This window comes from Chryseomicrobium sp. FSL W7-1435 (assembly GCF_038595005.1).
Taxonomy (GTDB): domain Bacteria; phylum Bacillota; class Bacilli; order Bacillales_A; family Planococcaceae; genus Chryseomicrobium.
The window spans coordinates 1,240,745-1,263,951 of record NZ_CP151997.1; the positions used below are offsets into that span (position 1 = coordinate 1,240,745).

Below are 23,207 nucleotides of genomic sequence, written 5' to 3' on the forward strand. Positions count from 1 at the left end.
GAAAAGACATGAAAAAATTAGCAGCAGGATTAGTAGTAGGAGCAAGTATTTTAACATTAGCAGCATGTGGTTCTGAAGGAGGTTCTTCATCTGAAGGGGAGAACACGACACTAACAGTTGGTGCTTCAAACGTACCTCACGCTGAAATTTTAGAGCAAGTACAACCAATCTTAGAAGAGCAAGGTATTGAGCTTGTTATTGAAGCTTACCAAGATTACGTTCTTCCAAACCAAGACTTAGACAATGGTGACTTGGATGCAAACTACTTCCAACACATTCCTTACCTAGAGTCACAAATTGCAGATAATGGATATGATTTCGTAAATGCAGGTGGAATTCACATCGAGCCTATCGGTCTTTACTCTAAGAAATTCGGTTCAATTGATGAATTGCCTGAAGGTGCAGTTATTTTAATGAGCAACTCGGTAGCTGACCACGGACGCGTACTTTCTATGTTAGAAGGTGCTGGGCTGATCACTCTTGACCCAGAAGTTGAGAAAACAACTGCTACAATTGAAGATGTAATCGAAAATCCAAAAAATATCGAATTCGATCCTAACTATGAAGCAGCACTTTTAGTTCAAATGTATGAGCAAGAAGAAGGCGACGCAGTTTTAATCAACTCAAACTATGCTCTTGATGCAGGAATTAACCCATTAGAAGATTCAATCGCAATTGAAGACTCAAACTCTCCATATGTAAATGTTATCGCTGTAAATGCTGGAGATGAAGAGAATGAAGCAATTGTTGCTTTAGTAGAAGCGCTGAAATCTGATGAGATTCAAGAGTTCATTTTAGATGAGTGGGGCGGTTCTGTAGTTCCTGTTACAGAATAACTAGTTGATGAGACTATTGGGCTAAATTTCCTTTTTTCAGTTTCATTCGTTAAGTGGTGGGTATACACTAAGTAACGTAAGATACTAACTGAAGGGAATGATTACTATCAAACCAGAAGGACAGCCTTACACGGAAAAAATGAATTTGGCTTTTCGTGACGTACATGGTTTCGGTTATGATGAAATGAGACAAAGCGAGGATTTACGTATGAAGGTAGAACAACGCCGTCAACGTGATCACGAACAAAGCATGCACATCGCAGCCCGAATTGATGCTCAAGCCCACAGATAATCATATAAATGTCTAAAAAGCCTGTAGAACCTTGGTTCTATGGGCTTTTTTTATCGGATGATGATAGTTATTCTCAATTAGAGCTCATGTAGTGAAAATGTACAAATGCAGGATTTTCAAGGATTGAAATGATTTGCAGTCCACCTCTAATTGCTGTAAGATTAGAATGATAATAATTAAGAATGGATGAGTCCGTTCGAAGTTAAAGATATGGAGGGTTTACAATGTCAACACTAGTAATCACAGATTTGCACGTTGAAATTGACGGCAAGGAAATTTTAAAGGGTGTTAATCTAACACTTAATACAGGTGAAATCCACGCAGTCATGGGACCAAACGGAACAGGTAAGTCTACACTTGCTTCTGCAATTATGGGCCACCCTAAATATGAAGTAACTTCTGGATCAGTAACACTTGATGGGGAAGATGTTTTAGAAATGGAAGTTGACGAGCGCGCGAAAGCGGGTCTTTTCCTAGCTATGCAGTACCCAAGTGAGATCAATGGCGTAACAAACGCAGACTTCTTACGTTCTGCAATCAATTCACGTCGCGAAGAAGGCGACGAAATCTCATTAATGAAGTTTATCCGTGAAATGGATAGCAAAATGGACATCTTAGAGATGGACCAAGATATGGCTCAACGCTACTTAAACGAAGGTTTCTCAGGCGGAGAGAAAAAACGTAACGAAATTCTTCAATTAATGATGATCAAACCTACATTTGCCATCTTAGATGAAATTGACTCAGGTTTAGATATCGATGCACTGAAAGTCGTTTCAAAAGGTATTAATGAAATGCGCGGAGAAGGCTTTGGTAGCTTAATCATCACTCACTACCAACGTTTATTGAATTACATCACACCAGACCATGTACACGTTATGATGCAAGGCCGTGTAGTAAAATCAGGTGGACCTGAGCTTGCTCATAAATTAGAGGCTGAAGGGTACGACTGGATTAAAGCTGAATTAGGTATTGAAGACGAAACTGTTGGGCAAGAAGCATAAGAAGGGAGACAGTCAGCATGACGGTTGAAACAACATTAGCAGTAACAGAGCAAGACATTCGCGCTTACTCTGAAAAAATGCAAGAACCGGGATGGATGACAGATTTCCGCTTAGCTGCTCTTGCACACGCAGCGGAACTGCCTATGCCAGAACCGGACAAAACGAATATCAAAAACTGGGACTTCTTAACATTCCCTACACACACAGTAGAAAGTGCAGCTTATGGCTCACTGACAGATCTTCCTGATGAAGTGAAGTCACTGATTGATTTAGAAAATCAAAAAACGTTATATATTCAACGTAACAATACACCGGCATACATTTCACTTTCTCCACAATTAAAGGAAAAAGGTGTTATTGTAACGGACATTCACACAGCGATTCGCGAGCATGGAGACCTAGTTCAACAGTATTTCATGAAGGACACGGTAAAAGTTGATGAGCACAAGCTTACGGCTTACCATGCAGCATTAGTCAATGGTGGTGCTTTTGTTTATGTACCTAAAAATGTAGAAATGGATGAAGTTGTCCAAGTCATTTATGTACAAGACGATGCGTCTGTCTCACTGTTCAATCACACAATCGTGGTTGCTGAGATGAATTCTAAGCTAACGTATGTAGAAAACTACCTTTCTACTTTTGAACTTGCACAAGGACAAGCAAACATTATTTCTGAAGTCGTTGCAAAAGATAACGCGAAAATCACTTATGGTGCGGTTGATGTGTTAGCTAAAGGCTACACAGCATACGTGAACCGTCGTGGGATTACTCACCGTGATGCTGTTATTGATTGGGCATTAGGATTAATGAATGATAGCAATACAGTTGTAGAAAACGTTACTCACCTTGTGGGAGATAACTCAGAAGGACATGTGAAAATTGTAGTCGTAGGTCGTGGCGATCAAAAGCAAAACTTCACTACAAAAGTTATTCACTGGGGTAAAAATACAGAAGGCCAAATTCTGAAGCACGGAGTTATGAAAGATTCAGCTTCTTCTATTTTCAATGGGATTGGTAAAATCGAGCATGGTGCTTCAAAATCAAATGCTGAGCAAGAGTCACGCGTGTTAATGCTTTCTGAAAAAGCACGTGGAGATGCGAACCCGATCTTATTGATCGACGAAGATGATGTAACAGCTGGTCACGCGGCATCTGTAGGACGTGTAGATCCAATGCAAATGTACTACTTGATGAGTCGTGGTGTATCGAAAAAAGAAGCAGAGCGTTTAATCATTCATGGTTTCTTGGCGCCTGTAGTACGAGCACTTCCGGTTGAAGGTGTGAAGAAGCAACTTACGGAGGTTATTGAAAGGAAAGTGCGCTAATGAATCCAACGATCCTCAGCAATTTTCCCATATTGAATCAAGAAGTGAATGGTCACCCACTTGTCTATCTAGATAGTGGTGCCACTTCACAAAAGCCAACGGCCGTTATTGAAGCCATTAAAGCGTATTACGAACAAGACAACTCTAATGTACACCGCGGGGTTCACACTCTTGGAAACCGCGCGACAGAGGGATATGAAGGTGCACGTGACAAAGTCCGTGGTTTCATTAATGCCTCTTCTACAAAAGAGATTATCTTTATGCGTGGTACAACGACAGCAATCAATACAGTTGCTGCCAGTTATGGTGAAGCCAATGTAGAAGAAGGTGACGAAATTGTCATCACTTACATGGAGCATCATTCCAACATCATCCCGTGGCAACAACTTGCTAAACGAAAAAAAGCAGTACTCAACTATATTGAACTTGAAGAAGACGGAACGCTTTCACTTGAAAATGTGCGTAAAGCCATTACAGAGAAAACGAAAATCGTCTCCGTTATGCATGTTTCCAATGTCTTAGGTGTACTGAATCCAATTAAAGAAATTGCCCAAATTGCACATGAACACGGAGCCGTAATGGTTGTGGACGGTGCACAAGCTGCTCCACACTTAAAAGTAGATGTTCAAGACCTGGATGCTGATTTTTATGCTTTCTCTGGTCACAAAATGTGTGGTCCAACAGGTATTGGTGTTCTTTACGGAAAACAGCGTCACTTAGAAGTAATGGAGCCTGTAGAATTCGGCGGAGAAATGATTGATTTCGTCGGACTGCAAGAATCTACGTGGAAAGAACTGCCTTGGAAATTTGAAGGTGGCACACCTATCATTGCAGGGGCAATCGGCTTAGCAGCAGCGATTGATTATTTAGAGTCAATCGGGCTGGATAAAATCGAGCAGCATGAACATGAGCTGGCAGCCTACGCAATGGAGAAGATGTCTGAGATTGAGGGCATGACGATTTATGGCCCGACAGACCCTTCGAAACGTGCAGGAATCATTACATTTAATTTAAGCGATGTTCACCCACATGATGTGGCAACTGTTCTAGACATGCAAGGAATTGCTGTCCGTGCAGGTCATCATTGTGCACAGCCATTAATGAAGTGGCTCAACGTTTCAGCGACAGCACGTGCAAGCTTTTACTTGTACAATACAAAAGAGGATGTAGATCGTCTTGTAGCTGGCTTGCAGAAAGCAAAGGAGTATTTCAACGATGTCTATTAATTCAAATTTAGATCAACTTTATCGTCAAGTTATCATGGATCACTATAAAAATCCGCGTAACAAAGGTTCACTTGGGGAAGAAGCGGTCACGGTTGATATGAACAACCCTACTTGTGGTGACCGAATTCATTTGACACTACAAGTAGAAGAAGGCATTATCACAGATGCCAAGTTTGATGGAGAAGGCTGTTCGATCTCCATGTCTTCTGCTTCCATGATGACCCAAGCAGTCAAAGGCAAAACGGTTGAAGAGGCTATGAAGCTCTCTGAAATATTCTCAGACATGATGATTGGGAAAGACTATGATGATTCCATCGATTTAGAAGATATAGAAGCATTAAGTGGTGTCTCTAAATTTCCAGCACGTATTAAATGTGCAACGCTTTCTTGGAAAGCAATGGAAAAAGGGGTGCAGCAGCAAAATACAGGAATGGAGGAATAAATTATGGCTAAAAAGATGCCTGAGATTGGCGATTACAAATATGGCTTCCATGACAAAGACGTATCCATCTTCCGTTCTAAACGCGGGTTGACTCGTGAAATCGTTGAAGAAATTTCTCGTATGAAAAATGAACCGGCTTGGATGCTGGATTACCGTCTAAAAGCATTGGAGATTTTCTACGCAAAACCAATGCCACAATGGGGCGGGGAACTTGGCGAATTAAACTTTGATGAGATCACTTATTACGTAAAGCCTTCTGAACAAACAGAACGTTCATGGGATGAGGTTCCTGAAGAAATCAAGCGTACATTTGACAAGCTTGGTATTCCAGAAGCGGAACAAAAGTATTTAGCAGGTGTTTCTGCTCAGTATGAATCAGAAGTGGTTTACCACAACATGAAACAAGAACTAGAAGACATGGGAATTGTCTTTAAAGATACAGGTTCAGCCTTGCATGAAAATGAAGAACTTTTCAAAGAGTACTGGGGCACTGTAATTCCAGCATCAGATAACAAGTTCTCAGCATTGAACTCGGCTGTATGGTCTGGTGGTTCATTCATCTACGTTCCTAAAGGAATTAAAGTAGATACACCACTTCAAGCCTACTTCCGTATTAATTCTGAAAACATGGGGCAGTTTGAGCGTACGTTGATCATCGTTGACGAAGGCGCATCTGTTCACTATGTAGAAGGCTGTACAGCTCCTGTTTACACGACGAACTCACTTCACTCAGCGGTTGTTGAGATCATCGTGAAAAAAGACGCTTATTGCCGTTATACAACGATTCAAAACTGGGCTAACAATGTTTACAACTTAGTGACAAAACGCACAGTTGTTGAAGCGAACGGTACAATGGAATGGATTGATGGCAACATTGGTTCAAAATTAACAATGAAATACCCAGCGTGTATCTTAAAAGGTGAAGGCGCTCGTGGTATGACTCTTTCTATCGCACTTGCAGGAAAAGGACAACACCAAGATGCAGGAGCTAAAATGATTCACTTAGCACCTAACACTTCTTCTACTATTATTTCGAAATCCATTTCGAAACAAGGCGGAAAAGTAACGTACCGTGGAATTGTCCGTTTTGGACGCAATGCACATGGCGCGCGTTCAAACATTGAGTGTGATACGTTGATTATGGATAACCAGTCTACATCAGACACAATTCCATATAACGAAATCATGAATGACAACATTTCGCTTGAACACGAAGCGAAAGTTTCAAAAGTTTCTGAAGAGCAATTGTTCTACTTAATGAGCCGTGGATTAAGTCAAGAAGAAGCAACAGAAATGATCGTAATGGGCTTCATCGAACCATTCACTAAAGAATTACCGATGGAATATGCAGTTGAAATGAATCGTCTCATCAAGTTCGAGATGGAAGGTTCAATCGGTTAAATACAAAAAAACTCTGTCCCGGCATAAGTTGCCGGAGACAGAGTCTTTTTTATTTTTTGTACAATTTAAGCCAGCTGTCAATATATTCTTTCTGAAACGAGTAGCGTTTACCGAAGGAAATATAGTGAGGAATCAAGCGTTTTTCAATGAGATATAGAATCTCAGTCTCAGAAAATTCATGAGCTCCTTGCTGATTTAAATAGACAAGAAGTGCATCAATTCCATAGAATCTTTCCACCTTGTCACCTCCCGCCAAGTATTCCTTCAAGAAAGAACACTTAGCACGAGTTACTAGGTAAACACTTCGTATACTTATTTTATACCCACATGTCTTTTGAACTAAACCTGAAGTTTATTGAGCCAGCTTTTAGAGTGAAAATGGTACACTAGAAGACAAGAGGTGAGGACATGATTCAGATCGGACTGACGGGTTGGGGAGATCATCCAGATCTCTATCGAGGGACAGCTAAACAAAGGCTACAAGATTATAGCTCACACTTTCCCGTAGTAGAACTTGATGCTATGTTCTACGCTGTGCAACCGAAAAAAAATAACGACAAATGGCTAGAGGAAACGCCCCAAGATTTTCAATTTATCGTGAAAACTTATCAACAACTAACCGGACACCTGCGAGGGGATAGCCCATTTGAGTCACTGGAAGCGGCTTTTGAAGCCTATCGACTTGCTCTACGTCCCTATAAAGAAGCAGGCAAACTAGGAGCCGTGTTAGCACAATACCCGCCTTGGTTTGAGTGTACAAAGGACAATGTGGAAGAACTCAGACGCTTACGTGACGAACTTCAGGAGTTTGAAGTCGCGATTGAATTTCGTCACCAATCTTGGTATGACGAGCGCTTTCGAGACAAAACGTTTCAATTTTTAGGAGAGCAAAACTTTATACACAGCATTTGTGACGAACCCCAATCAGGTGATGGGAGTATTCCCTTTGTCCCGGAAGTCACAGCCTCCAAAGCCTTGTTCCGATTTCATGGTCGCAATGTAGCTGCTTGGCAAGCACCGGTGAATCGTCAAAATTGGCGAGAAATCCGTTATTTATACGACTACAACAAACAAGAACTCAGCGAAATGGCTAATGCCGTAAAGAGCGTTGATCAACAAGCAGAAACAACATTTGTGCTATTTAATAACAATTCAGCTGGACATGCGGCTCAAAATGCAAAGCAGTTTCAACAACTGCTGAATATTTCATTTGAGGGTCTGGCACCGAAGCAACTTGATTTATTTGGAGGAGACGTCTAGTGGAATGGGTATTACTGGTTATAGCTGGATTATGTAGTGGAATTATAGGTGCCTTAGTAGGGTTGGGTGGAGGCGTCATATTAGTTCCTGTAATCGTCTATTTAGGTTCAGTGGGTTTACTAGATGGAATAACACCTCAAACTGTAGTTGGACTCTCTGTGATTATGATGATTTTTACCGGACTATCTTCTACAATCGCCTATATGAAAAAGAAAACCGTAGACTTTAAGAGTGGTTGGATATTTTTTGCAGGTAGTGCACCGGGCACGATACTTGGCGCTTTTGTTAACAGAGGTCTTGATTTGCCATCCTTCCAATTATATTTTGGGATCATGATGGTGTTTTTATCACTTTTATTGCTGATCCGTAAGCACTTAAAACCCGTTCACTGGTTTGTTAAAAATGGTCGGAAGACGACATTTGAAGATGGCACAGGCACATATGTATATGGCTATCCCATTTGGTTTGCGCTTCTTTTAACATTTGGTATTGGATTTAGTTCTGGGTTATTTGGTATTGGTGGTGGGTCGATGCTAGTTCCCGCGATGCTGCTGTTATTTCTATTTCCCCCTCACGTAGCAGTGGGGACTTCGATGTTTATGGTCTTCTTATCAGCGCTCGTGAACTCCGTAACGCATATCTCGCTCGGAAATGTACCGTGGCTCTATACCATTCCAGTAATTCCAGCAGCTTATATAGGCGCAAAGATTGGTGCCTATTTAAATCATCGGTTGAATTCTGATAGTTTAGTTATAGTTCTTCAAATTGTCCTCTTATTGTTAGGAGTGCGCTCTATACTAGATGGCATTATGTAGGGGGTGGCGCAATGGGAGCGCTTCATATTATTCATACAAATGATTTACATAGTCATTTTGAAAATTGGGCGGCAATAATTGCTGAAATTGATAATTACCGTAACCAGCTGCCCACTCAAGATGAGCTTCTCGTAGTCGACTTAGGCGATCACATCGACCGGTCGCATTTATTCACAGAAGCAACAGAAGGAAAAGGCAATGTTCGACTGCTCAATGAAGCCGGATACGATTTAGTAACGATAGGGAACAACGAAGGGATTACATTGTCTCATGAACAATTAGATTCCTTGTACAGGAAAGCGAACTTTAAAGTTGTGCTCAGTAATTTTTACTCTACGCATGGGGAAAGACCAGACTGGTTAACGCCCTATGTTATTCACACAATGCATTCCGGAAAGCGGATTGGATTTTTCGGACTGACGGCTGCCTATGATGAATACTATAAACAACTTGGCTGGCATGTTTCAGAGCCCCTGCAGGCTGCACAAGAGATGATAGAGCAACTTGACTCTCAAGTAGATGCAATTGTTTGTCTTGCCCATGTAGGCCGCTCATATGAGGAAGAATTAGCAGAACGCTTTCCTCAAATTCAGTTAATCTTTGGTGCACATACACACCATACCTATACTGACAATTATAAATGGAAGCAAACGCATTTATCTGCTGGGGGGAAATGGGGTCACTATCTAGGCGTGGCAGTGATCGACTTTACTCACCAGCCGACAGCAATTACAACGAAATTGCTGGATATGGCTCTAATGCCGCCTAAACTTTCCGATTCAGAGGAAACGGTACTTCAACAGCTGCAGGAAGAAGGGGAGCATTTGTTGCGAAGACCCGTATTCTTCAATGAGGAAGTGTTGGAGCATCAATTGCTGCAGGAATCTAAGTTGAGCCAAAGGTTGGGAGATGCACTGCTTTCCTATACTCAAGCAGACTGCGCATTGTTCCCAGCAGGATTATTATTAACAGACCTCTACCCAGGTGAAATTTCTGCCAAGATGATGCATGACCTGCTTCCGCATCCAATCAATCCTTGTGTCATTACTTGTACAGGAGCGGATTTGATCGAAGCTTATGGAATCGGACAAAATGAGAAGTGGCCAATGCTGGAAGTGAAGGGACTAGGATTTAGAGGAAAGCAATTAGGTAAATTGATTTTTACTCATTTTGAAAAGCGTGGCGCTCTTTATTACGTGAAGGGTGAAGAATTAGAAACTTCCAAAATATATCAACTCGTGACAGTCGATATGTTTACATTCGGCTACTTTTTTCCACGGTTTAAAGAATTGCCAAAAACGTATTTTATGCCAGAGACAATCCGAGATGTCTTTATTGCCTACGCAGCAAAACAATCGTAGTCTTTTTACTCCTCTGTTACATATCGTATAAAAAGGAGTTTGTGAGTGCTAAAGAAACCACCATTCAGACGTTGGTTTGCACTGCCTAAATTGACCATTTTAATTATAGTATTTGTTGTCCTAGTAGGAGTACAAATCTATTGGTTTAATGAACGCCTTACACCCACGTACCTACGATATGCAGAAGTTCAAACGAGTAAAATTGCCTCGATGGTCATTAGTAAGGCGATTGATGCACGAATTGCCAATGTGTTGGACGTCAATGACATCATCGAACATGTACCCGGGGATCAAGACAGTATGGTGACAACTCGATTTAATACAGAGATCATTAATCGTGTGTTGTCGGATACAAACCGACTGGTTCAATCCCATTTAGAGCAAGCAGAGGCAGGAGACCTAAGCAGCCTTCCTTATATAAAAGATATTGAGTACGACGCAGAAGCTATGGAAGAAGAAGGTGGCGTCGTATTCTTTGTACCGCTAGCACAGGCAGCCAATCTACCCATCATCGGCAATCTAGGTCCTAAAATCCCCATTCGCTTTCATGTAATAGGAAATGTGCAGTCCACTGTCGATTCCTCAATACGCGAATTTGGTATTAACAATGCCTACGTGGAAGTCAGTATTCTACTGAAAGTAAATGTCCAAGTGGTCGTACCCTTAGCCAGCAAAATTACAACGGTAGAACAAAAAATACCTGTAGCAATGGGATTGATTCAAGGGCAGGTACCACAAATTTACAATAAAGGAGAGGACAGTGCACCTTCGATAGAAGTACCCCTCAAGCCAGAAGAAAAATAGGGGTTGTCAGACAACTGAAATGTTGTTAAGCTTAATAAGAATTGAATATTATCTAGGTAGAGGCCGCAGAGCTTAAAAGTATGATACGGGAGTTTGACAGCTAAGATCGTGTTAAAAAGGAAGCTTTGCCGAAATGAAATCGTGCCGTCATGCACGTTTTATTGGGGTTATTTTGAATAAAAATAACACTGTCATTTGCATCCGGCAAATGGAGAGCTACAGTCAGTTGAGACGACTAAGGGAATTCCCGTGTATGCCAGCCTAAATCAAGTTATTTAGGCTGGCTTTTTGTTTCACTTTTTTGATCTGTAACTCCGCCTAAAAGGAGAAGAAAAGCCAATGGAAAGCACAATTTTTTCGTTATTGCCACCAATTTTGGCAATAGCCATGGTACTTATCACGCGTCGAGTACTATTATCATTAGGGGTCGGGATTGTCTCGGCAGCATTATTGTTACAAGAGTTTTCACCACTAGAGACTCTACAATCTTTATGGACAGCATTCCAACTATCTTTTTGGGATGAAGGATTTAATGCGTATAATGTCTTTATTTTACTGTTCATTCTTAGTTTAGGGGTTATTACCGCTCTCGTTGCACTTTCAGGAGGTAGCCGAGCATTTGCTACTTGGGCAATGAAACGTATAAAAACACGCCGCGGGGCAAAATTGCTAACTGCATTTATTGGGATTTTAATTTTTATTGATGACTATTTCAATGCTCTTGCTGTTGGTCAAATTGCACGTCCGATTACTGATTCGCACAAAATTTCTCGAGCAAAGCTAGCTTATTTCATCGATTCAACATCTGCTCCAGTCTGTGTAGTTTCTCCAATCTCTAGCTGGGGAGCCTACTTAATTAGCTTGTTAGGTGGAATTTTTACAACGTATGCTATCGTTGCCTACACACCACTCGAAGCTTTCGTATTGATGGCACCGATGAATTACTATGTAGTAGCAGCAATTGCGATGGTATTCTTTGTCGCAGTAACAGATTTCGACTTGTTTGCTATGAAGTCGCATGAACGTCGTGCTCTTGAAACAGGACAGCTTTATGATCCTGAGAAAGATGTAGCAGGAGAGTTAAAAGAAGAATTCCCAATTCATAACTATGGAAAAGTAACTGATCTAGTATTACCGATTGTCACGCTGATAGTGGCCACCGTCATTGCCATGCTAGTAACAGGAAATCAAGCTGGTGGCTCTTGGAACTTATTCACGATTTTCGAGAATACGGATGTTCCAAAATCACTTCTAATCGGTGGATTATCGGGAGTTGTAGTTGCACTCTTCTTATATCTTCGTCAGTTTGGTAAAAACCCTCAAGCAGATGTTTCGCTCATTGGGACAGCTTTCATTTCAGGTGTTCGTTCCATGATGCCTGCTGTCCTTATTTTAATATTTGCTTGGGCATTAACGTACTTGATTTCTGAATTACAAACTGGAGAATATCTTGCAGGAATTGTTAGCAACAACAATATTCCTGAATGGATTTTACCAGCGTTGCTATTCCTCTTAACAGCAGTAATGGCATTCTCGACGGGAACTTCTTGGGGCTCTTTCGGTATTTTGATTCCAATTGGAGCAGATATCGCAATGGCTGTAAATCCAGAACTATTATTACCTGTACTATCAGCAGTTCTTGCAGGTGCTGTATTCGGAGACCACTGTTCACCGATCTCAGACACAACGATCATGTCCGCAACAGGGGCAGGCTCAAACTTATATGACCACGTCACTACCCAATTACCTTATGCAATCATCAGCGCTATAATCGCTACAGTTGGTTATCTAACATTAGGATTCACTGGCTCTGCATGGATTGGTCTTGGTGTCGTTGTACTCCTACTCGTCTTGTTATTTACTTTCTGGACAGCGAAGGAAAAAGTTCAAGCACAAGCCTCTTAAATAAACAGAAAGCACCAGCCGAATTTGGCTGGTGTTTTCTTGTATTAGCGAATTGTGAGGATGTATAAAGTATGATATATTGACAACAGAATAGACTATGGATGGAGGCTACCGCAATGACATCTTGTAAACCAACAGTAGAACGCGAAAGAAAGCCTGACTGGCTAAAAATTAAACTTAACACTAATGAACAATATACAGGCTTAAAAAAATTAATGCGCGAAAACAATTTAAATACCGTTTGTGAAGAAGCGCGTTGCCCAAATATTCATGAATGCTGGGGAACTCGTCGAACAGCAACTTTCATGATTTTAGGAGCTGTTTGTACTCGTGCATGTCGTTTCTGTGCTGTGAAAACTGGACTACCGACTGAGCTCGATCTAGCAGAACCTGAACGCGTAGCAGATAGCGTTGTCATTATGAACCTCAAACATGCTGTTGTAACAGCGGTAGCTCGTGATGATTTAAAAGATGGCGGCTCGCAAGTATTTGCCGAGACTGTTCGTGCCATTCGACGCAAAAATCCTTTTACAACGGTCGAAGTACTACCATCAGACATGGGTGGAGTGGAAGAAAACTTACGCGCCCTAATGGATGCGAAACCAGATATTTTGAATCATAACATTGAAACGGTTCGTCGTTTGACGCCGAGAGTTCGAGCACGTGCTACATATGATCGTTCCCTAGAGTTTCTTCGCCGTGCAAAAGAAATGCAACCAGACATTCCGACTAAGTCATCTCTGATGTTGGGTCTTGGAGAAACATGGGAAGAAATCATTGAAGTCATGGATGATTTACGTGCTAATCACGTAGACATTATGACGATTGGTCAATACTTACAACCTACTAAGAAACACTTAAAAGTACAGAAATATTACACGCCTAGTGAGTTTGGGGAATTGCGTAAAATTGCTATGACCAAAGGCTTCTCACACTGTGAGGCAGGCCCATTAGTCCGAAGCAGTTACCATGCAGACGAACAAGTAAATGCAGCAGCAAAACAACGACAGGCAGCAGGCGAAGAAGAACTCGCTGTGCAAAGTTAGGTGACGACTGTGACGCGTATTCATTTAGAGGGCTATCAGTATGAAGTTGTGGAAGAGTTTCGTGAAGGTTTCAATCAAGAAGTATTAGAAGAACGCTACAGTGATGTACTTCAAAAATACGATTACATTTTTGGTGACTGGGGTTATGGTCAGCTGCGCTTAAGAGGTTTCTATGAAGATGCTAATTCTAAAGCAACATTCGATACAAAGATTGGCACGATCCATGATTACATTTTAGAGTACTGCAATTTTGGCTGTGCTTACTTTTTAATTAAGAAGCTCGGCAAAATTCAAGTTGAACCGCAACCAGAGGAAGTTCAGGAAGAGCCAGTTGAACCGCAATCAGAGAAAGTTCAGGAAGAACCAGTTGAAGAAGCTAATCAAGAGGAGAAGGCGGAGTAATTTCCGTCTTCTTTTTTTATGGTTAGAGGCATCTATTAGGCTTGAACAGGAGACGGGTAGGATTTGAAACCCCTCCAGCCAGAACACCATTTCCCGGGGGAGTTTCTGCGAGCCTCCCCACGTCAGCCGAAGAAAGAGCGCTTTCGGCTGCGTTGCCGGGTCTCGGTAAAACTCAGATGGCCTGGGAAATGGTAACCTGGCTTCCGGGATTTCAAATCTATCAAGTCAGTGGGGGTAAAATTTGTGATGAGCGAAAACCCTGCTGTGATGAAGGATTTAACCGTTTTGATGAGTGATTTAAAATCGTGATGAACGAAAATCGCGTTGTGATGAAGGATTTAACCGTTTTGATGAGTGATTTAAATTCGTGATGAGCGAAAATCGCGTTTTGATGATGGATTATACCGTTCTGATGAGTGATTTAAAATCGTGATGAACGAAAAACGCGTTTTGATGATAGATTCGTTTTTTAGGTGCCTGTCCCAAAAACAATTCAAAAAACGATGACTATTCATGGTTTATGCAAAATAGACTCGCAGTCCTCCGTTGATTTTAGAATATATATGAATTGTGTTGGAATAGTTTGGGGGACAGGTACTTTTTGGAAGCGCCTACCAAATTAGACATGCTATCGATACTTTTTCATAAAGTTCTGATCAATACGATTTTTAAGCTTCCAAGCAAATCGACCTTTCAAAGTTCGATCCCCGTAAATTGCAAGTCCACGTCTATTGCCAAGCGAAAGAATGGAAAGTTGATTTTTCTTAGGCTCGTAAGCACGCAATTTTTGATTCAAAATAATCGCTTGCAGGTTGTACCAAAGAACCGGTCCCTGTTTCACAGCATGAACCCCATTCTTGGCAAGACCCTCTCCAAAGTGCGCACAATCACCAACTGCAAAAATAGTGGGCTCGTCAAGTGCTTGCAGAGTAGGTATCACTTTCAAGAAACCATCTTCCGTAGCAAGTCCGCTATCCTGGAAAAGCGGAAAACTGGATGCTCCCGTCAGCCACAATAGTTGACTACAAGCTAGTTTAAGACCGTTCTCAGTTGTTACTACATAGTTTTCAACAGACAGAGGCGAGTCTTGGTCTTTGTAAACAATTCCTGCCGCCTTAAATTCTTCATAAACATCCGCCATGAATTTGGAGTGACTGATGATGGTCACAGGCTCTACAAATTTGTTAGCAAGTCGCCACTGTTGAATAGAAAGGGCCATTTCACTAGCTGCTGCACCTCCGCCTACTACAACAGGATGTTGTGTTTCACGAAACGTTTGAACTGCCTCCATCATTTTATGAGCAGGCTTCACTGTTGGAGAATGTGTTTGAAAACCATCAGGAATGGCTATGCGTGAACCAATATCGAAAGACACGAGTTCGTATGCATAGCTCTCGCCAGTTTTTCCATACACAACTTTTTCTTTCGCATCAATTTTTACAACAGTTTCTTCATAAAAAACGGCTTTTGCAATTCTGCAAAAAGGAACTAGTGAGATACGTGTTTCGGCTTCTTCATAAATACCCTCAGCAAATCCCGAGAACATTCCCGAATAATATTGATAGGGAGAACTGGAGAGGACGACTAGTTGCCAATTAGGAATCGGTTCTCTGAGCCACGCGCGAATAATGTGCAAATGCGCATGGCCGGCGCCAACTAATAAAAGTGTTCTCATCACTCTGCCTCCTTTAAAATTTTCTTCGCTTCATTTAATCTCTGAAGGGCTGTGAAAACTTCTACAGCCAGAAACAGAAGTGTGAGTAGAGTTAGGTAGTTGGGGAATAGTATCATAAGTGAAAAGAGGATAAATCCTTCCGTTCGCTCTGCAAGACCTGCTTGATAATAGAACGACTTCATTCCTTTTTTCTCCGTCAAAGCGCCAACTGTCAGAAAGATGGTCATCGCCCAGATGATTGAGCAGGCGAGTAGTAAAAGTGCCCACATGGAGCCTGGGTAGAGAAAGGCAAAACCAACAATGACACTAATTTCCACGAGGCGATCATAGCTGATGTCTAATAATGTGCCCCAAGCAGATGACTTTGATTTGCGAGCCATGGCACCATCTACGGCATCTAGAAATCCAGACAACCAAAGTGCCACGATAGCGAGCAGGGGTTGCTCTAAGTAAATCCATAAACCGGACGTTACGCCAATCGCAAAAGCAACATGTGTCACTTGATTGGCAGTAAGGCCGGTATTTAAAAAGCTTGTAGCTGTTCGATCGATAAAAGGATCTACATATTTACGTGCATGGGTGTCGAGCATATTCATCACGCTTTCCAATTGAATTATGGTATACCTTACATTATACACACTGTAGACAAGAGAGGTGATACAAGATGACGAAACAAACAGATTTGCTCATACTCGGTGCTGGAGCAGCTGGACTAACAGCAGCCTTTACCGGAGCCGGCTTTTCGAAAAAAGTAATCCTAGTAGACCAAAATAAACCTGGTGGAGAATGTACATGGTCAGGCTGTATCCCCAGTAAAGCGCTAATTAACCGTGCGAAAGAAATTCATCATGTACGAAAATATGTACCAACCTATGAACCAGATACAGCACAACTACTAGCAGAAGTGCGACAAGTGATGGAAGATGTCTATCAAAATGAATCTCCAGAGGTCTTGGCAAAAGCGGGAATCGAGTTTGTGAAAGGAAAGGCAACTTTTAAAGATGCACACACTATTGAAGTGAATGGCGAAGTTATCGAAGCCAAAAAAGTGATCATTGCGACAGGATCAAAACCTGCTATTCCTCCGATTGACGGGCTAAAAGAAGTAGCTTACTTAACGAATGAAAATCTGTTCCAACAACAAGCTTTGCCGAAAAGCTTAATCATTTTAGGCGGAGGTCCCATTGGTTCCGAAATGGCGCAAACGATAGCTAGACTGGGAACGGAAGTACATCTTATTGAAAAAGCGCCTCGTATTTTAGGTAATGATGAACAAGATCATGCTGCGCTTATCGAACAGCGGTTAGAAAAAGAAGGCGTCCAAATCTACACGAATACGGAAGCTAAATCTGTGAAAGAACAAGATGGTAACATTCATCTCACCGTTGAAAAGAACGGCACGACATTTGAAGTGACAGCAGAAAAAATTCTTGTGGCGCTAGGTCGTCAAGCGACGCTGACAGGATTCGGTCTTGAAAACACAGGCGTTGAATACGATAAAAAGAAAATTAAAGTTGATAATCATATGGAGACGACTGTTAAAGGAGTTTATGCAATCGGCGATGTAGTGGGGCCTTATCAGTTATCTCACATGGCCAATGCGCAAGGAATCACAGCCGCTCAAGATGCGATTCTGCCGATTCGTCGTAAAATAGACTATAAGAACGTCACATGGTGTACGTATACAGATCCAGAGATTGGCCAATCTGGTCTAACAGAATCACAAGCACGAGAAGAGCACGGTGATTCTATACGTATCTACACGCATTCATATGATGAACTAGACCGTGCAAAGACAAAGCCAGATTATATCGGTCAGCTCAAACTTGTACTCGATAAAAAAGGCAATGTATTAGGAGCTAGTGCAGTAGGTGACCGTGCTGGAGAAATCATCAGCCAAATCCAAACGATCAAGATGTTGGACATCAATATGGGCAAGCTGTCTAGTGTCATTCATCCGTACCCAACGTATAGTGAGATCTTAGTGAAGCTTGGGAAAAAGATTTACGTCGACAATTTATTAAACAAACCCGTGATTAAACAGGTAACTAAATGGCGTGACAAGGAGAGTGAATAATATGAAATGGCAAGTCGGTGTAACGTTAGCAGGAATTTTAGTAACAGGAGGCATGATGAAAATGTGGTCACAACCTCGTGATTTAGGGGCAGAAAACGGCAATCTTCGGGAACTGCCGATGACCCCCAATGCGGTCTCTTCACAATCAGACAAAGAAGCTGCCTATATTGAACCGCTTCCGTTCATTGGGTCGGAAGGAGAATCGGTTGCGCGCTTACTAAAAGTGCTTGAGTCTACTGAGTCCATTGAGGTAATTACGCATGAACCTCGGTACATCCATGCAGTCGCCACCACCAAGTTAATGAAATTTAAAGATGATCTTGAATTTGCAATCCGTGAAGGCGAAGAAGTGATTCATGTGCGCTCAGGGGCACGTATTGGGATTTCTGATAATGGTGTTAACCGCAAGCGATATGAAACTATTCGTTCTGCTTACATGGAAGCCTCAAAATGACACGCAATAAAAAGATAGCGATTGCTTTGCTGCTTTTGTTTATTGCAGTAGCTTTTTTCGTCAATTCGATACCCGCACTGTCTGCACAAGGCATCGAGAGCTGGATTGACTCATTAGGACCGTGGGCACCTGTAGTTTATATCCTGGTTTATACCATACGACCTCTTGTGTTCTTTCCCGCTTCGATTTTGACGCTAACAGGCGGTGTTTTGTTTGGTGCTTGGTTTGGTACCCTTTATACATTAATCGGTGCTACATTAAGCGCTTTAGTTGGCTATGCAATGGCTGAACGCTTGAGTAAAATCTGGAACAAGTCAGCCCCTACAGAACGTCTTAAAAAAACTCAGCTTCAAATGGAGAAGAATGGCTTTGTCTATGTTCTGTGGTTTCGGCTCGTTCCTTTTTTGAATTTTGATGTGGTCAGTTATGTGGCTGGCTTAGCACGTGTCAAATGGATTCCCTATACGCTAGCCACAGTCATCGGTATGTTCCCAGGGACCGTGGCTTACAACTTTTTGGGAGGAAGCTTACTAGAAGGCGACTGGAGAGTGATTGCTGCAGCGGTGCTTGTAGTCGTTTTATTCACAGTAATTAGCCTTGCTATTCGTAAAAAAATGCTTTCAAAAGAACGCGACGGAGGAATGGGATGAAAAGACGAATTTTAGCGTCAACAAGTTTAGTAATTCTGGCATTGGCTGGTTGTGCAGATCAGGAAACTAGAGAACAAGTTGACTTTTCACAAGACTGGTCAGAGATACAGGCACAAGCAGAAGACACTACTGTAAATCTGTATATGTGGGGTGGGAGTGAATCCATCAATAGCTACTTTGATGAATGGGTGACACCGCGAGTGGAAGAGCAGTATGCGATAACTGTAAATCGGGTGCCAGTGAATGATACTCAAGAAATTTTGACTCAATTACTAGATGAAAAGACTGCAGGGAAAACGACTGGCAGCATCGATGTGATGTGGATAAACGGAGAAAACTTCAAGAATGCGAAGGAAAATGAATTGTTAGGGCAAGCCTTTGCAGACAAGTTGCCAAATGTGCAAGCGTTTGTCGATCAACAGGCACCTCAAATCGCACAAGATTTTGGTATCCCAGTCGATAATCTTCAAGCACCTTGGGGTACAGCGCAATTTGTCATGACTTATAACGAAGCGGACGTTGAAGCCTATCCAATGACGATAGAGGAACTTGGTCAATGGGTGCAACAAAACCCAGGACAATTTACATACCCGGCATTGCCTGACTTTACGGGAAGTGCGTTTGTCCGACAAGTTCTTGAAGAAGTGGTTGGAAGCGAGGCATTCATGAGTGAAGAACCTCTTGACCAAGGGGCTGTGGATGAGCTGATGCAGCCTGTGTGGGACTATTTAAATGACTTAGAGCCCCATCTATGGCGTCAAGGAGAAACTTATCCAGAGAGTTTAGCGCGACTCGATCAACTGTATGCAAATGGCGAAGTGGTGATGACTATGGCGTATGATCCAATCAAAGCAGCAGCTGAGGTTCAGAACGCTCGTTTCCCTGAAACCACCCGTACATTTGTTTTTGATAGGGGCACATTATCAAACACGCACTATTTAGCGATTCCATTCAATGCACCCAATGTGGAAGGGGCTGCAGTAGTCATTAATGAATTGCTGTCACTGGAAGCACAAGCTGCTAAATTAGATCCGGCCAATTGGGGAGATTTACCTGTCATTGATTTCTCTCGCTTGTCCGAACAACAACAGAATTTATTTACTGCGATTGATTTAGGAGACTCCTCCTTATCGATTGAAGAACTAGAATCGAAACGGTTAGCTGAGATTCCATCTATTTACGTGGAATGGATAGAGGAAGGCTGGGTGGAGAATGTGGCACAGAATTAAACGTTATAGCCTAGTACTACCAGCGTTGCTTCTCACACTTTTATTATTTTTTGGAGGGTTGGTCGATGGCTTGTTAAAAAGCTTTGGCTATTTTCCAGCAGTTGGCGCCACTTCATTTACACTCGTTGCGTACCAAGATGTGATCACAAGTAATACGTTTTTGGACTCCCTCTCCTTAACTGTGCGAGTAGCACTCTTATCAACTGTTAGTGCCACTTTACTGGGAGTTACTGTGGCACTAGCGCTTTATTCTGTTCAGAGACGTGTGAAGAACTCGTGGTTACTTCGTATGATTCAATTGCCATTGACGATACCGCACCTTGCGGCAGGTTATTTCTTCATTTTATTATTGTCTCAAAGTGGGCTTCTATCAAGAATGGGATTTGCTTTAGGATGGCTGGAAACACCTGCTCAATTTCCCGTTTTGGTAAATGATTCCTTTGGGCTTGGGATGATTTTGACTTACAGTTGGAAGGAAGCGCCTTTTATTGCGCTACTCGTGTATCCTGTGCTCGCTCGTATAGGAGATAGTTGGTACGAGGCTGCAAAAATTTACGGTGCTTCTACTTTTCAGTACATACGCTTTGTTCTTATGCCAGCCATACGTCCAGCGATTTTAACAGCTAGTTTAATTGTGTTCATTTATACATTGTCCTCGTTTGAAGTGCCTTACCTTCTCGGTGTGACCTATCCTGCTACTCTACCTGTCTATGCCTATCAACTGTATACAAGTGGGAGTTTTTCGGATCGCTCAGAAGCTTTAGTGATCATGTGGTTGTTAACAGCTCTTGCCTTGCTCGTGGGCATTATAGCTCATCGTTTCTACCGTAAAGCTTACGCAAGGGGGTGGGAATGATGAGAAAATCGAGAATAGTTCTGCTTATACTAGCTCTTGTGTTTCTACTACCTTTTCTACCTGCGCTACTTGCAAGCTTTGGCGGAGTGTGGCGGTTCCCGACCCTCATCCCTGAAGGCGTTAGTTTTCGTGCGTGGGAAGCGGTATTTTCACCAAACTCTAAAACCATTTCTGCTATTCTGCTAAGTTTGTGGATTGCTTTTTGGGTAACGCTTATCAATATCGTGGTTGGAGTGCCTGCAGCTTATGCCCTCACTCGAAGATCTTTGCGCTTTCAAAGTTTGATAGAGGCTGTCTTGCTTGCACCGATTTTTGTCCCAGCTTTAGCAGCTGTGATGGGAATTCACCTCACGTTTTTAAGACTAGGACTTACGGAAACGGTGCTAGGAGTCATTTTGGTCCACTTAGCTCCTTCCATGCCGTATGTCATTAGGGCTGCCATGATTAGCTTTCAGACATTGAATAAGGATGCGGAAGATGCTGCGCGGATTTTAGGGGCAAGAAGGTGGCAACGCTTTATCCATGTGATGCTCCCTCATCTTGTGCCTGGCCTTACCGCCGGATTGGTGCTCAGCATGTTGATTTCGTTAAGTCAGTACAGCGTGACGTTATTGATTGGTGCGGGCCAAGTCATTACACTTCCCATATTGTTGTTCCCATTCCTAAATGGTGGCGACCCAGCCATAGGGGCGGCCTATACGCTAGTCTTTTCAGCAGTCGCACTTGCACTTTTTTTAGTGCTTGATGGGGGACTACGTAGCTATTACTCAGCTAAGGGAGGTAGAAAATTTTCATGAGTTATTTGCGGCTTGAACAACTTGAAAAATCGTATAAAGACGGCTTCTCACTGTCACCAGTGTCACTGGAGATTCAACAAGGAGAATTTTTTACATTACTCGGGCCTTCTGGGTGCGGAAAAACGACTCTTCTTAAACTTATAGCAGGTCTAATTGAACCAGTCGATGGAAAGCTTTTTCTTGAACAGGACAATTTGACATCAATACCTTCCGAGCAAAGAAATTTTGCGATGATGTTTCAACAACCGCACTTATTTCCTCATATGACGATAGAAGAAAATGTTGCTTTTGGTTTGCGAATGCGAAAATTTCCAAAGAAAGAACGAGCGGCTCGAGCAGCAATTGTTTTGGAACAGGTTGGGTTGGTGGGGTTTGAAAATCGTTATCCCGCCGATTTATCAGGGGGGCAACAACAGAGAGTATCCCTCGCACGCGCATTGGTTGTAGAGCCGACGATCCTGTTATTAGATGAACCATTTAGTGCTCTTGATCCACTATTGAAGGTAGAAATGCAGAACTTAGTGAAAGCAATTCAACGGCAATACAATCTTACGACTATTTGTGTAACGCACGATCAAGAAGAGGCGTTTTACTTGTCTGATCGGTTAGCCATTATGAAAGAAGGGACGATCTTACAATTAGGACATCCTCAAACATTGTATGAAGTGCCAAGTAGTTTGGAAGTAGCTAAGTTTTTAGGTCACAAAAACTTTGTTTCTGTAGAAGTGAGTGAGGAGAAAATTGTAACACCATTTGGTCTCGTAAAAAACCATCGTAAGTTCGCAGCGGGTCGTTATCACTGGGTTGTTCCGGCAGAAGCGATTACAGTGACGGGTACGTGTGAAGCGGTTGTGAAGCAGGTCTATCATCATAAAGGACAATCGGAAGCGGTAGTCATCGCTGAGGAACAAGAGTTAGTCGTTCGAACGTTGTCACCTCAAGCAACGCAGTTAAAAGTGGGCAGCAGAGTCACGATTGGGCTTCCTGCTGTGAATCATTTACTCAGCAACTAAGAAGAGGATTGCAGCAGTTGCCGCAATCCTCTTTTTTTAGTTTAGTAATTCGCGTAAATACTCTCGAAGTTCTTCCGCCTCTACCGTATTTCGGTTGAAGGCGTGTTCCAGATAACCTTCTTCTTCTACATCATCGGCACCGATTATCGCCATTCGGTTGAATTGGATATCCATCACCAAAACTTTCCCGAAAAAGCGCGTACTTTGCAGAATCGCTAAGTCATAGCGCTGCGTTTCTCCTGTAAAGCTCACAAAGCGAGTTTTTGTATCTTCGACATCGTCATATAAATAAAAACGTTCCATAGTGTTCACCTCAAGTTCTTGTCAATCCTATGGT

25 protein-coding genes and 1 riboswitch are annotated in these 23,207 nt (G+C 42.2%); of the genes, 21 read left to right on the plus strand and 4 right to left on the minus strand.

From position 1 onward, the window contains the following. Positions 1-8: 8 nt before the first annotated feature. From MKY84_RS06255 to sufB, 7 genes are all read left to right on the plus strand, one after another. Positions 9-836, plus strand: a complete 828-nt coding sequence (locus tag MKY84_RS06255) for a MetQ/NlpA family ABC transporter substrate-binding protein (protein ID WP_342528695.1) — start codon at positions 9-11, stop codon at positions 834-836. A gap of 97 nt (positions 837-933) precedes the next feature. Then, positions 934-1,128, plus strand: coding sequence for a hypothetical protein (locus tag MKY84_RS06260; RefSeq protein ID WP_342528697.1), 195 nt, complete (start codon positions 934-936; stop codon positions 1,126-1,128). A 224-nt stretch (positions 1,129-1,352) separates the two neighbouring features. Next, entirely contained in the window at positions 1,353-2,132 is a 780-nt protein-coding gene (sufC, locus tag MKY84_RS06265) for a Fe-S cluster assembly ATPase SufC (protein WP_342528698.1), read from the plus strand. A 17-nt stretch (positions 2,133-2,149) separates the two neighbouring features. Further along, positions 2,150-3,457: a Fe-S cluster assembly protein SufD gene (gene sufD, locus MKY84_RS06270; RefSeq protein WP_342528700.1), complete on the plus strand. Its 1,308-nt coding sequence runs from the start codon at positions 2,150-2,152 to the stop codon at positions 3,455-3,457. Further along, a complete protein-coding gene (locus MKY84_RS06275) occupies positions 3,457-4,683 on the plus strand; it encodes a cysteine desulfurase (protein ID WP_342528701.1) in 1,227 nt (408 codons plus the stop codon). The genes sufD and MKY84_RS06275 overlap by 1 nt, the downstream gene beginning before the upstream one ends. Next, a complete protein-coding gene (gene sufU / locus MKY84_RS06280; protein WP_342528702.1) occupies positions 4,673-5,125 on the plus strand; it encodes a Fe-S cluster assembly sulfur transfer protein SufU in 453 nt (150 codons plus the stop codon). The genes MKY84_RS06275 and sufU overlap by 11 nt, the downstream gene beginning before the upstream one ends. Before the next feature lie 3 nt (positions 5,126-5,128). Further along, on the plus strand, positions 5,129-6,526 hold the full coding sequence (gene sufB, locus MKY84_RS06285; RefSeq protein ID WP_342528703.1) for a Fe-S cluster assembly protein SufB: 1,398 nt from the start codon (positions 5,129-5,131) through the stop codon (positions 6,524-6,526). A 49-nt stretch (positions 6,527-6,575) separates the two neighbouring features. Here sufB and MKY84_RS06290 read toward each other — a convergent pair whose 3' ends face one another. Further along, complete coding sequence (locus MKY84_RS06290) at positions 6,576-6,764, minus strand: hypothetical protein (RefSeq protein WP_342528705.1); 189 nt, start codon at positions 6,762-6,764, stop codon at positions 6,576-6,578. Between the two features lie 170 nt (positions 6,765-6,934). Between MKY84_RS06290 and MKY84_RS06295 the strand changes: the two genes are divergently transcribed. From MKY84_RS06295 to MKY84_RS06325, 7 genes are all read left to right on the plus strand, one after another. After that, entirely contained in the window at positions 6,935-7,786 is an 852-nt protein-coding gene (locus MKY84_RS06295) for a DUF72 domain-containing protein (RefSeq protein ID WP_342528706.1), read from the plus strand. Beyond that, entirely contained in the window at positions 7,786-8,601 is an 816-nt protein-coding gene (locus MKY84_RS06300; RefSeq protein WP_342528708.1) for a sulfite exporter TauE/SafE family protein, read from the plus strand. Before MKY84_RS06295 ends, MKY84_RS06300 begins: the two co-directional genes overlap by 1 nt. Positions 8,602-8,612: 11 nt before the next feature. After that, the gene (locus tag MKY84_RS06305) at positions 8,613-9,962 is read left to right on the plus strand and encodes a bifunctional UDP-sugar hydrolase/5'-nucleotidase (RefSeq protein WP_342528710.1); all 1,350 of its coding nucleotides are present in this window, start codon (positions 8,613-8,615) and stop codon (positions 9,960-9,962) included. Positions 9,963-10,007: 45 nt separating this feature from the next. Next, a complete protein-coding gene (gene yunB / locus MKY84_RS06310) occupies positions 10,008-10,766 on the plus strand; it encodes a sporulation protein YunB (RefSeq protein ID WP_342528711.1) in 759 nt (252 codons plus the stop codon). 49 nt (positions 10,767-10,815) lie between these two features. Next, positions 10,816-10,993, plus strand: a riboswitch (Lysine riboswitch). A gap of 112 nt (positions 10,994-11,105) precedes the next feature. Further along, on the plus strand, positions 11,106-12,671 hold the full coding sequence (locus MKY84_RS06315; RefSeq protein ID WP_342528712.1) for a Na+/H+ antiporter NhaC family protein: 1,566 nt from the start codon (positions 11,106-11,108) through the stop codon (positions 12,669-12,671). A 116-nt stretch (positions 12,672-12,787) separates the two neighbouring features. Then, complete coding sequence (lipA, locus tag MKY84_RS06320; RefSeq protein ID WP_342528714.1) at positions 12,788-13,717, plus strand: lipoyl synthase; 930 nt, start codon at positions 12,788-12,790, stop codon at positions 13,715-13,717. Beyond that, on the plus strand, positions 13,718-14,119 hold the full coding sequence (locus tag MKY84_RS06325; RefSeq protein ID WP_342528716.1) for a YutD family protein: 402 nt from the start codon (positions 13,718-13,720) through the stop codon (positions 14,117-14,119). 628 nt (positions 14,120-14,747) lie between these two features. Here the strand turns inward: MKY84_RS06325 and MKY84_RS06330 are convergent. Together MKY84_RS06330 and MKY84_RS06335 are read right to left on the minus strand one after the other, a co-directional pair. Further along, positions 14,748-15,794, minus strand: a complete 1,047-nt coding sequence (locus tag MKY84_RS06330) for an FAD-dependent oxidoreductase (RefSeq protein WP_342528718.1) — start codon at positions 15,792-15,794, stop codon at positions 14,748-14,750. Further along, on the minus strand, positions 15,794-16,384 hold the full coding sequence (locus MKY84_RS06335) for a CDP-alcohol phosphatidyltransferase family protein (protein ID WP_342528857.1): 591 nt from the start codon (positions 16,382-16,384) through the stop codon (positions 15,794-15,796). The genes MKY84_RS06330 and MKY84_RS06335 overlap by 1 nt, the downstream gene beginning before the upstream one ends. A 74-nt stretch (positions 16,385-16,458) precedes the next feature. Between MKY84_RS06335 and MKY84_RS06340 the strand changes: the two genes are divergently transcribed. The 7 genes from MKY84_RS06340 to MKY84_RS06370 are packed head-to-tail and all read left to right on the plus strand — an operon-like array spanning position 16,459 to position 22,870. Then, on the plus strand, positions 16,459-17,871 hold the full coding sequence (locus MKY84_RS06340) for an FAD-dependent oxidoreductase (protein ID WP_342528720.1): 1,413 nt from the start codon (positions 16,459-16,461) through the stop codon (positions 17,869-17,871). 1 nt (position 17,872) lies between these two features. Beyond that, a complete protein-coding gene (locus MKY84_RS06345; protein ID WP_342528721.1) occupies positions 17,873-18,325 on the plus strand; it encodes a DUF1499 domain-containing protein in 453 nt (150 codons plus the stop codon). Further along, positions 18,322-18,975 carry a TVP38/TMEM64 family protein gene (locus MKY84_RS06350; protein WP_342528723.1) on the plus strand — a complete coding sequence of 218 codons (654 nt, stop codon included), beginning with the start codon at positions 18,322-18,324 and terminating at the stop codon, positions 18,973-18,975. The genes MKY84_RS06345 and MKY84_RS06350 overlap by 4 nt, the downstream gene beginning before the upstream one ends. After that, a complete protein-coding gene (locus MKY84_RS06355) occupies positions 18,972-20,204 on the plus strand; it encodes an ABC transporter substrate-binding protein (protein ID WP_342528725.1) in 1,233 nt (410 codons plus the stop codon). Before MKY84_RS06350 ends, MKY84_RS06355 begins: the two co-directional genes overlap by 4 nt. Continuing rightward, on the plus strand, positions 20,188-21,060 hold the full coding sequence (locus tag MKY84_RS06360; RefSeq protein ID WP_342528727.1) for an ABC transporter permease subunit: 873 nt from the start codon (positions 20,188-20,190) through the stop codon (positions 21,058-21,060). The genes MKY84_RS06355 and MKY84_RS06360 overlap by 17 nt, the downstream gene beginning before the upstream one ends. After that, the gene (locus tag MKY84_RS06365; RefSeq protein WP_342528728.1) at positions 21,060-21,857 is read left to right on the plus strand and encodes an ABC transporter permease subunit; all 798 of its coding nucleotides are present in this window, start codon (positions 21,060-21,062) and stop codon (positions 21,855-21,857) included. Before MKY84_RS06360 ends, MKY84_RS06365 begins: the two co-directional genes overlap by 1 nt. Further along, positions 21,854-22,870, plus strand: coding sequence for an ABC transporter ATP-binding protein (locus tag MKY84_RS06370; RefSeq protein ID WP_342528729.1), 1,017 nt, complete (start codon positions 21,854-21,856; stop codon positions 22,868-22,870). Before MKY84_RS06365 ends, MKY84_RS06370 begins: the two co-directional genes overlap by 4 nt. A gap of 36 nt (positions 22,871-22,906) precedes the next feature. Here the strand turns inward: MKY84_RS06370 and MKY84_RS06375 are convergent, their stop codons facing one another. Then, a complete protein-coding gene (locus tag MKY84_RS06375) occupies positions 22,907-23,173 on the minus strand; it encodes a DUF3055 domain-containing protein (RefSeq protein ID WP_342528730.1) in 267 nt (88 codons plus the stop codon). Positions 23,174-23,207 lie beyond the last annotated feature (34 nt).

What these genes read in the sequence shown, in the direction of transcription:
- MKY84_RS06255 (WP_342528695.1), top strand. Translation starts at nt 9, where the DNA reads ATGAAAAAATTAGCAGCAGGATTAGTAGTAGGAGCAAGTATTTTAACA.
- MKY84_RS06260 (WP_342528697.1), top strand. Translation starts at nt 934, where the DNA reads ATGATTACTATCAAACCAGAAGGACAGCCTTACACGGAAAAAATGAAT.
- sufC (WP_342528698.1), top strand. Translation starts at nt 1,353, where the DNA reads ATGTCAACACTAGTAATCACAGATTTGCACGTTGAAATTGACGGCAAG.
- sufD (WP_342528700.1), top strand. Translation starts at nt 2,150, where the DNA reads ATGACGGTTGAAACAACATTAGCAGTAACAGAGCAAGACATTCGCGCT.
- MKY84_RS06275 (WP_342528701.1), top strand. Translation starts at nt 3,457, where the DNA reads ATGAATCCAACGATCCTCAGCAATTTTCCCATATTGAATCAAGAAGTG.
- sufU (WP_342528702.1), top strand. Translation starts at nt 4,673, where the DNA reads ATGTCTATTAATTCAAATTTAGATCAACTTTATCGTCAAGTTATCATG.
- sufB (WP_342528703.1), top strand. Translation starts at nt 5,129, where the DNA reads ATGGCTAAAAAGATGCCTGAGATTGGCGATTACAAATATGGCTTCCAT.
- MKY84_RS06295 (WP_342528706.1), top strand. Translation starts at nt 6,935, where the DNA reads ATGATTCAGATCGGACTGACGGGTTGGGGAGATCATCCAGATCTCTAT.
- MKY84_RS06305 (WP_342528710.1), top strand. Translation starts at nt 8,613, where the DNA reads ATGGGAGCGCTTCATATTATTCATACAAATGATTTACATAGTCATTTT.
- MKY84_RS06315 (WP_342528712.1), top strand. Translation starts at nt 11,106, where the DNA reads ATGGAAAGCACAATTTTTTCGTTATTGCCACCAATTTTGGCAATAGCC.
- lipA (WP_342528714.1), top strand. Translation starts at nt 12,788, where the DNA reads ATGACATCTTGTAAACCAACAGTAGAACGCGAAAGAAAGCCTGACTGG.
- MKY84_RS06330 (WP_342528718.1), bottom strand. Translation starts at nt 15,794, where the DNA reads ATGAGAACACTTTTATTAGTTGGCGCCGGCCATGCGCATTTGCACATT.
- MKY84_RS06335 (WP_342528857.1), bottom strand. Translation starts at nt 16,384, where the DNA reads ATGCTCGACACCCATGCACGTAAATATGTAGATCCTTTTATCGATCGA.
- MKY84_RS06340 (WP_342528720.1), top strand. Translation starts at nt 16,459, where the DNA reads ATGACGAAACAAACAGATTTGCTCATACTCGGTGCTGGAGCAGCTGGA.
- MKY84_RS06345 (WP_342528721.1), top strand. Translation starts at nt 17,873, where the DNA reads ATGAAATGGCAAGTCGGTGTAACGTTAGCAGGAATTTTAGTAACAGGA.
- MKY84_RS06350 (WP_342528723.1), top strand. Translation starts at nt 18,322, where the DNA reads ATGACACGCAATAAAAAGATAGCGATTGCTTTGCTGCTTTTGTTTATT.
- MKY84_RS06355 (WP_342528725.1), top strand. Translation starts at nt 18,972, where the DNA reads ATGAAAAGACGAATTTTAGCGTCAACAAGTTTAGTAATTCTGGCATTG.
- MKY84_RS06360 (WP_342528727.1), top strand. Translation starts at nt 20,188, where the DNA reads ATGTGGCACAGAATTAAACGTTATAGCCTAGTACTACCAGCGTTGCTT.
- MKY84_RS06365 (WP_342528728.1), top strand. Translation starts at nt 21,060, where the DNA reads ATGAGAAAATCGAGAATAGTTCTGCTTATACTAGCTCTTGTGTTTCTA.
- MKY84_RS06370 (WP_342528729.1), top strand. Translation starts at nt 21,854, where the DNA reads ATGAGTTATTTGCGGCTTGAACAACTTGAAAAATCGTATAAAGACGGC.
- MKY84_RS06375 (WP_342528730.1), bottom strand. Translation starts at nt 23,173, where the DNA reads ATGGAACGTTTTTATTTATATGACGATGTCGAAGATACAAAAACTCGC.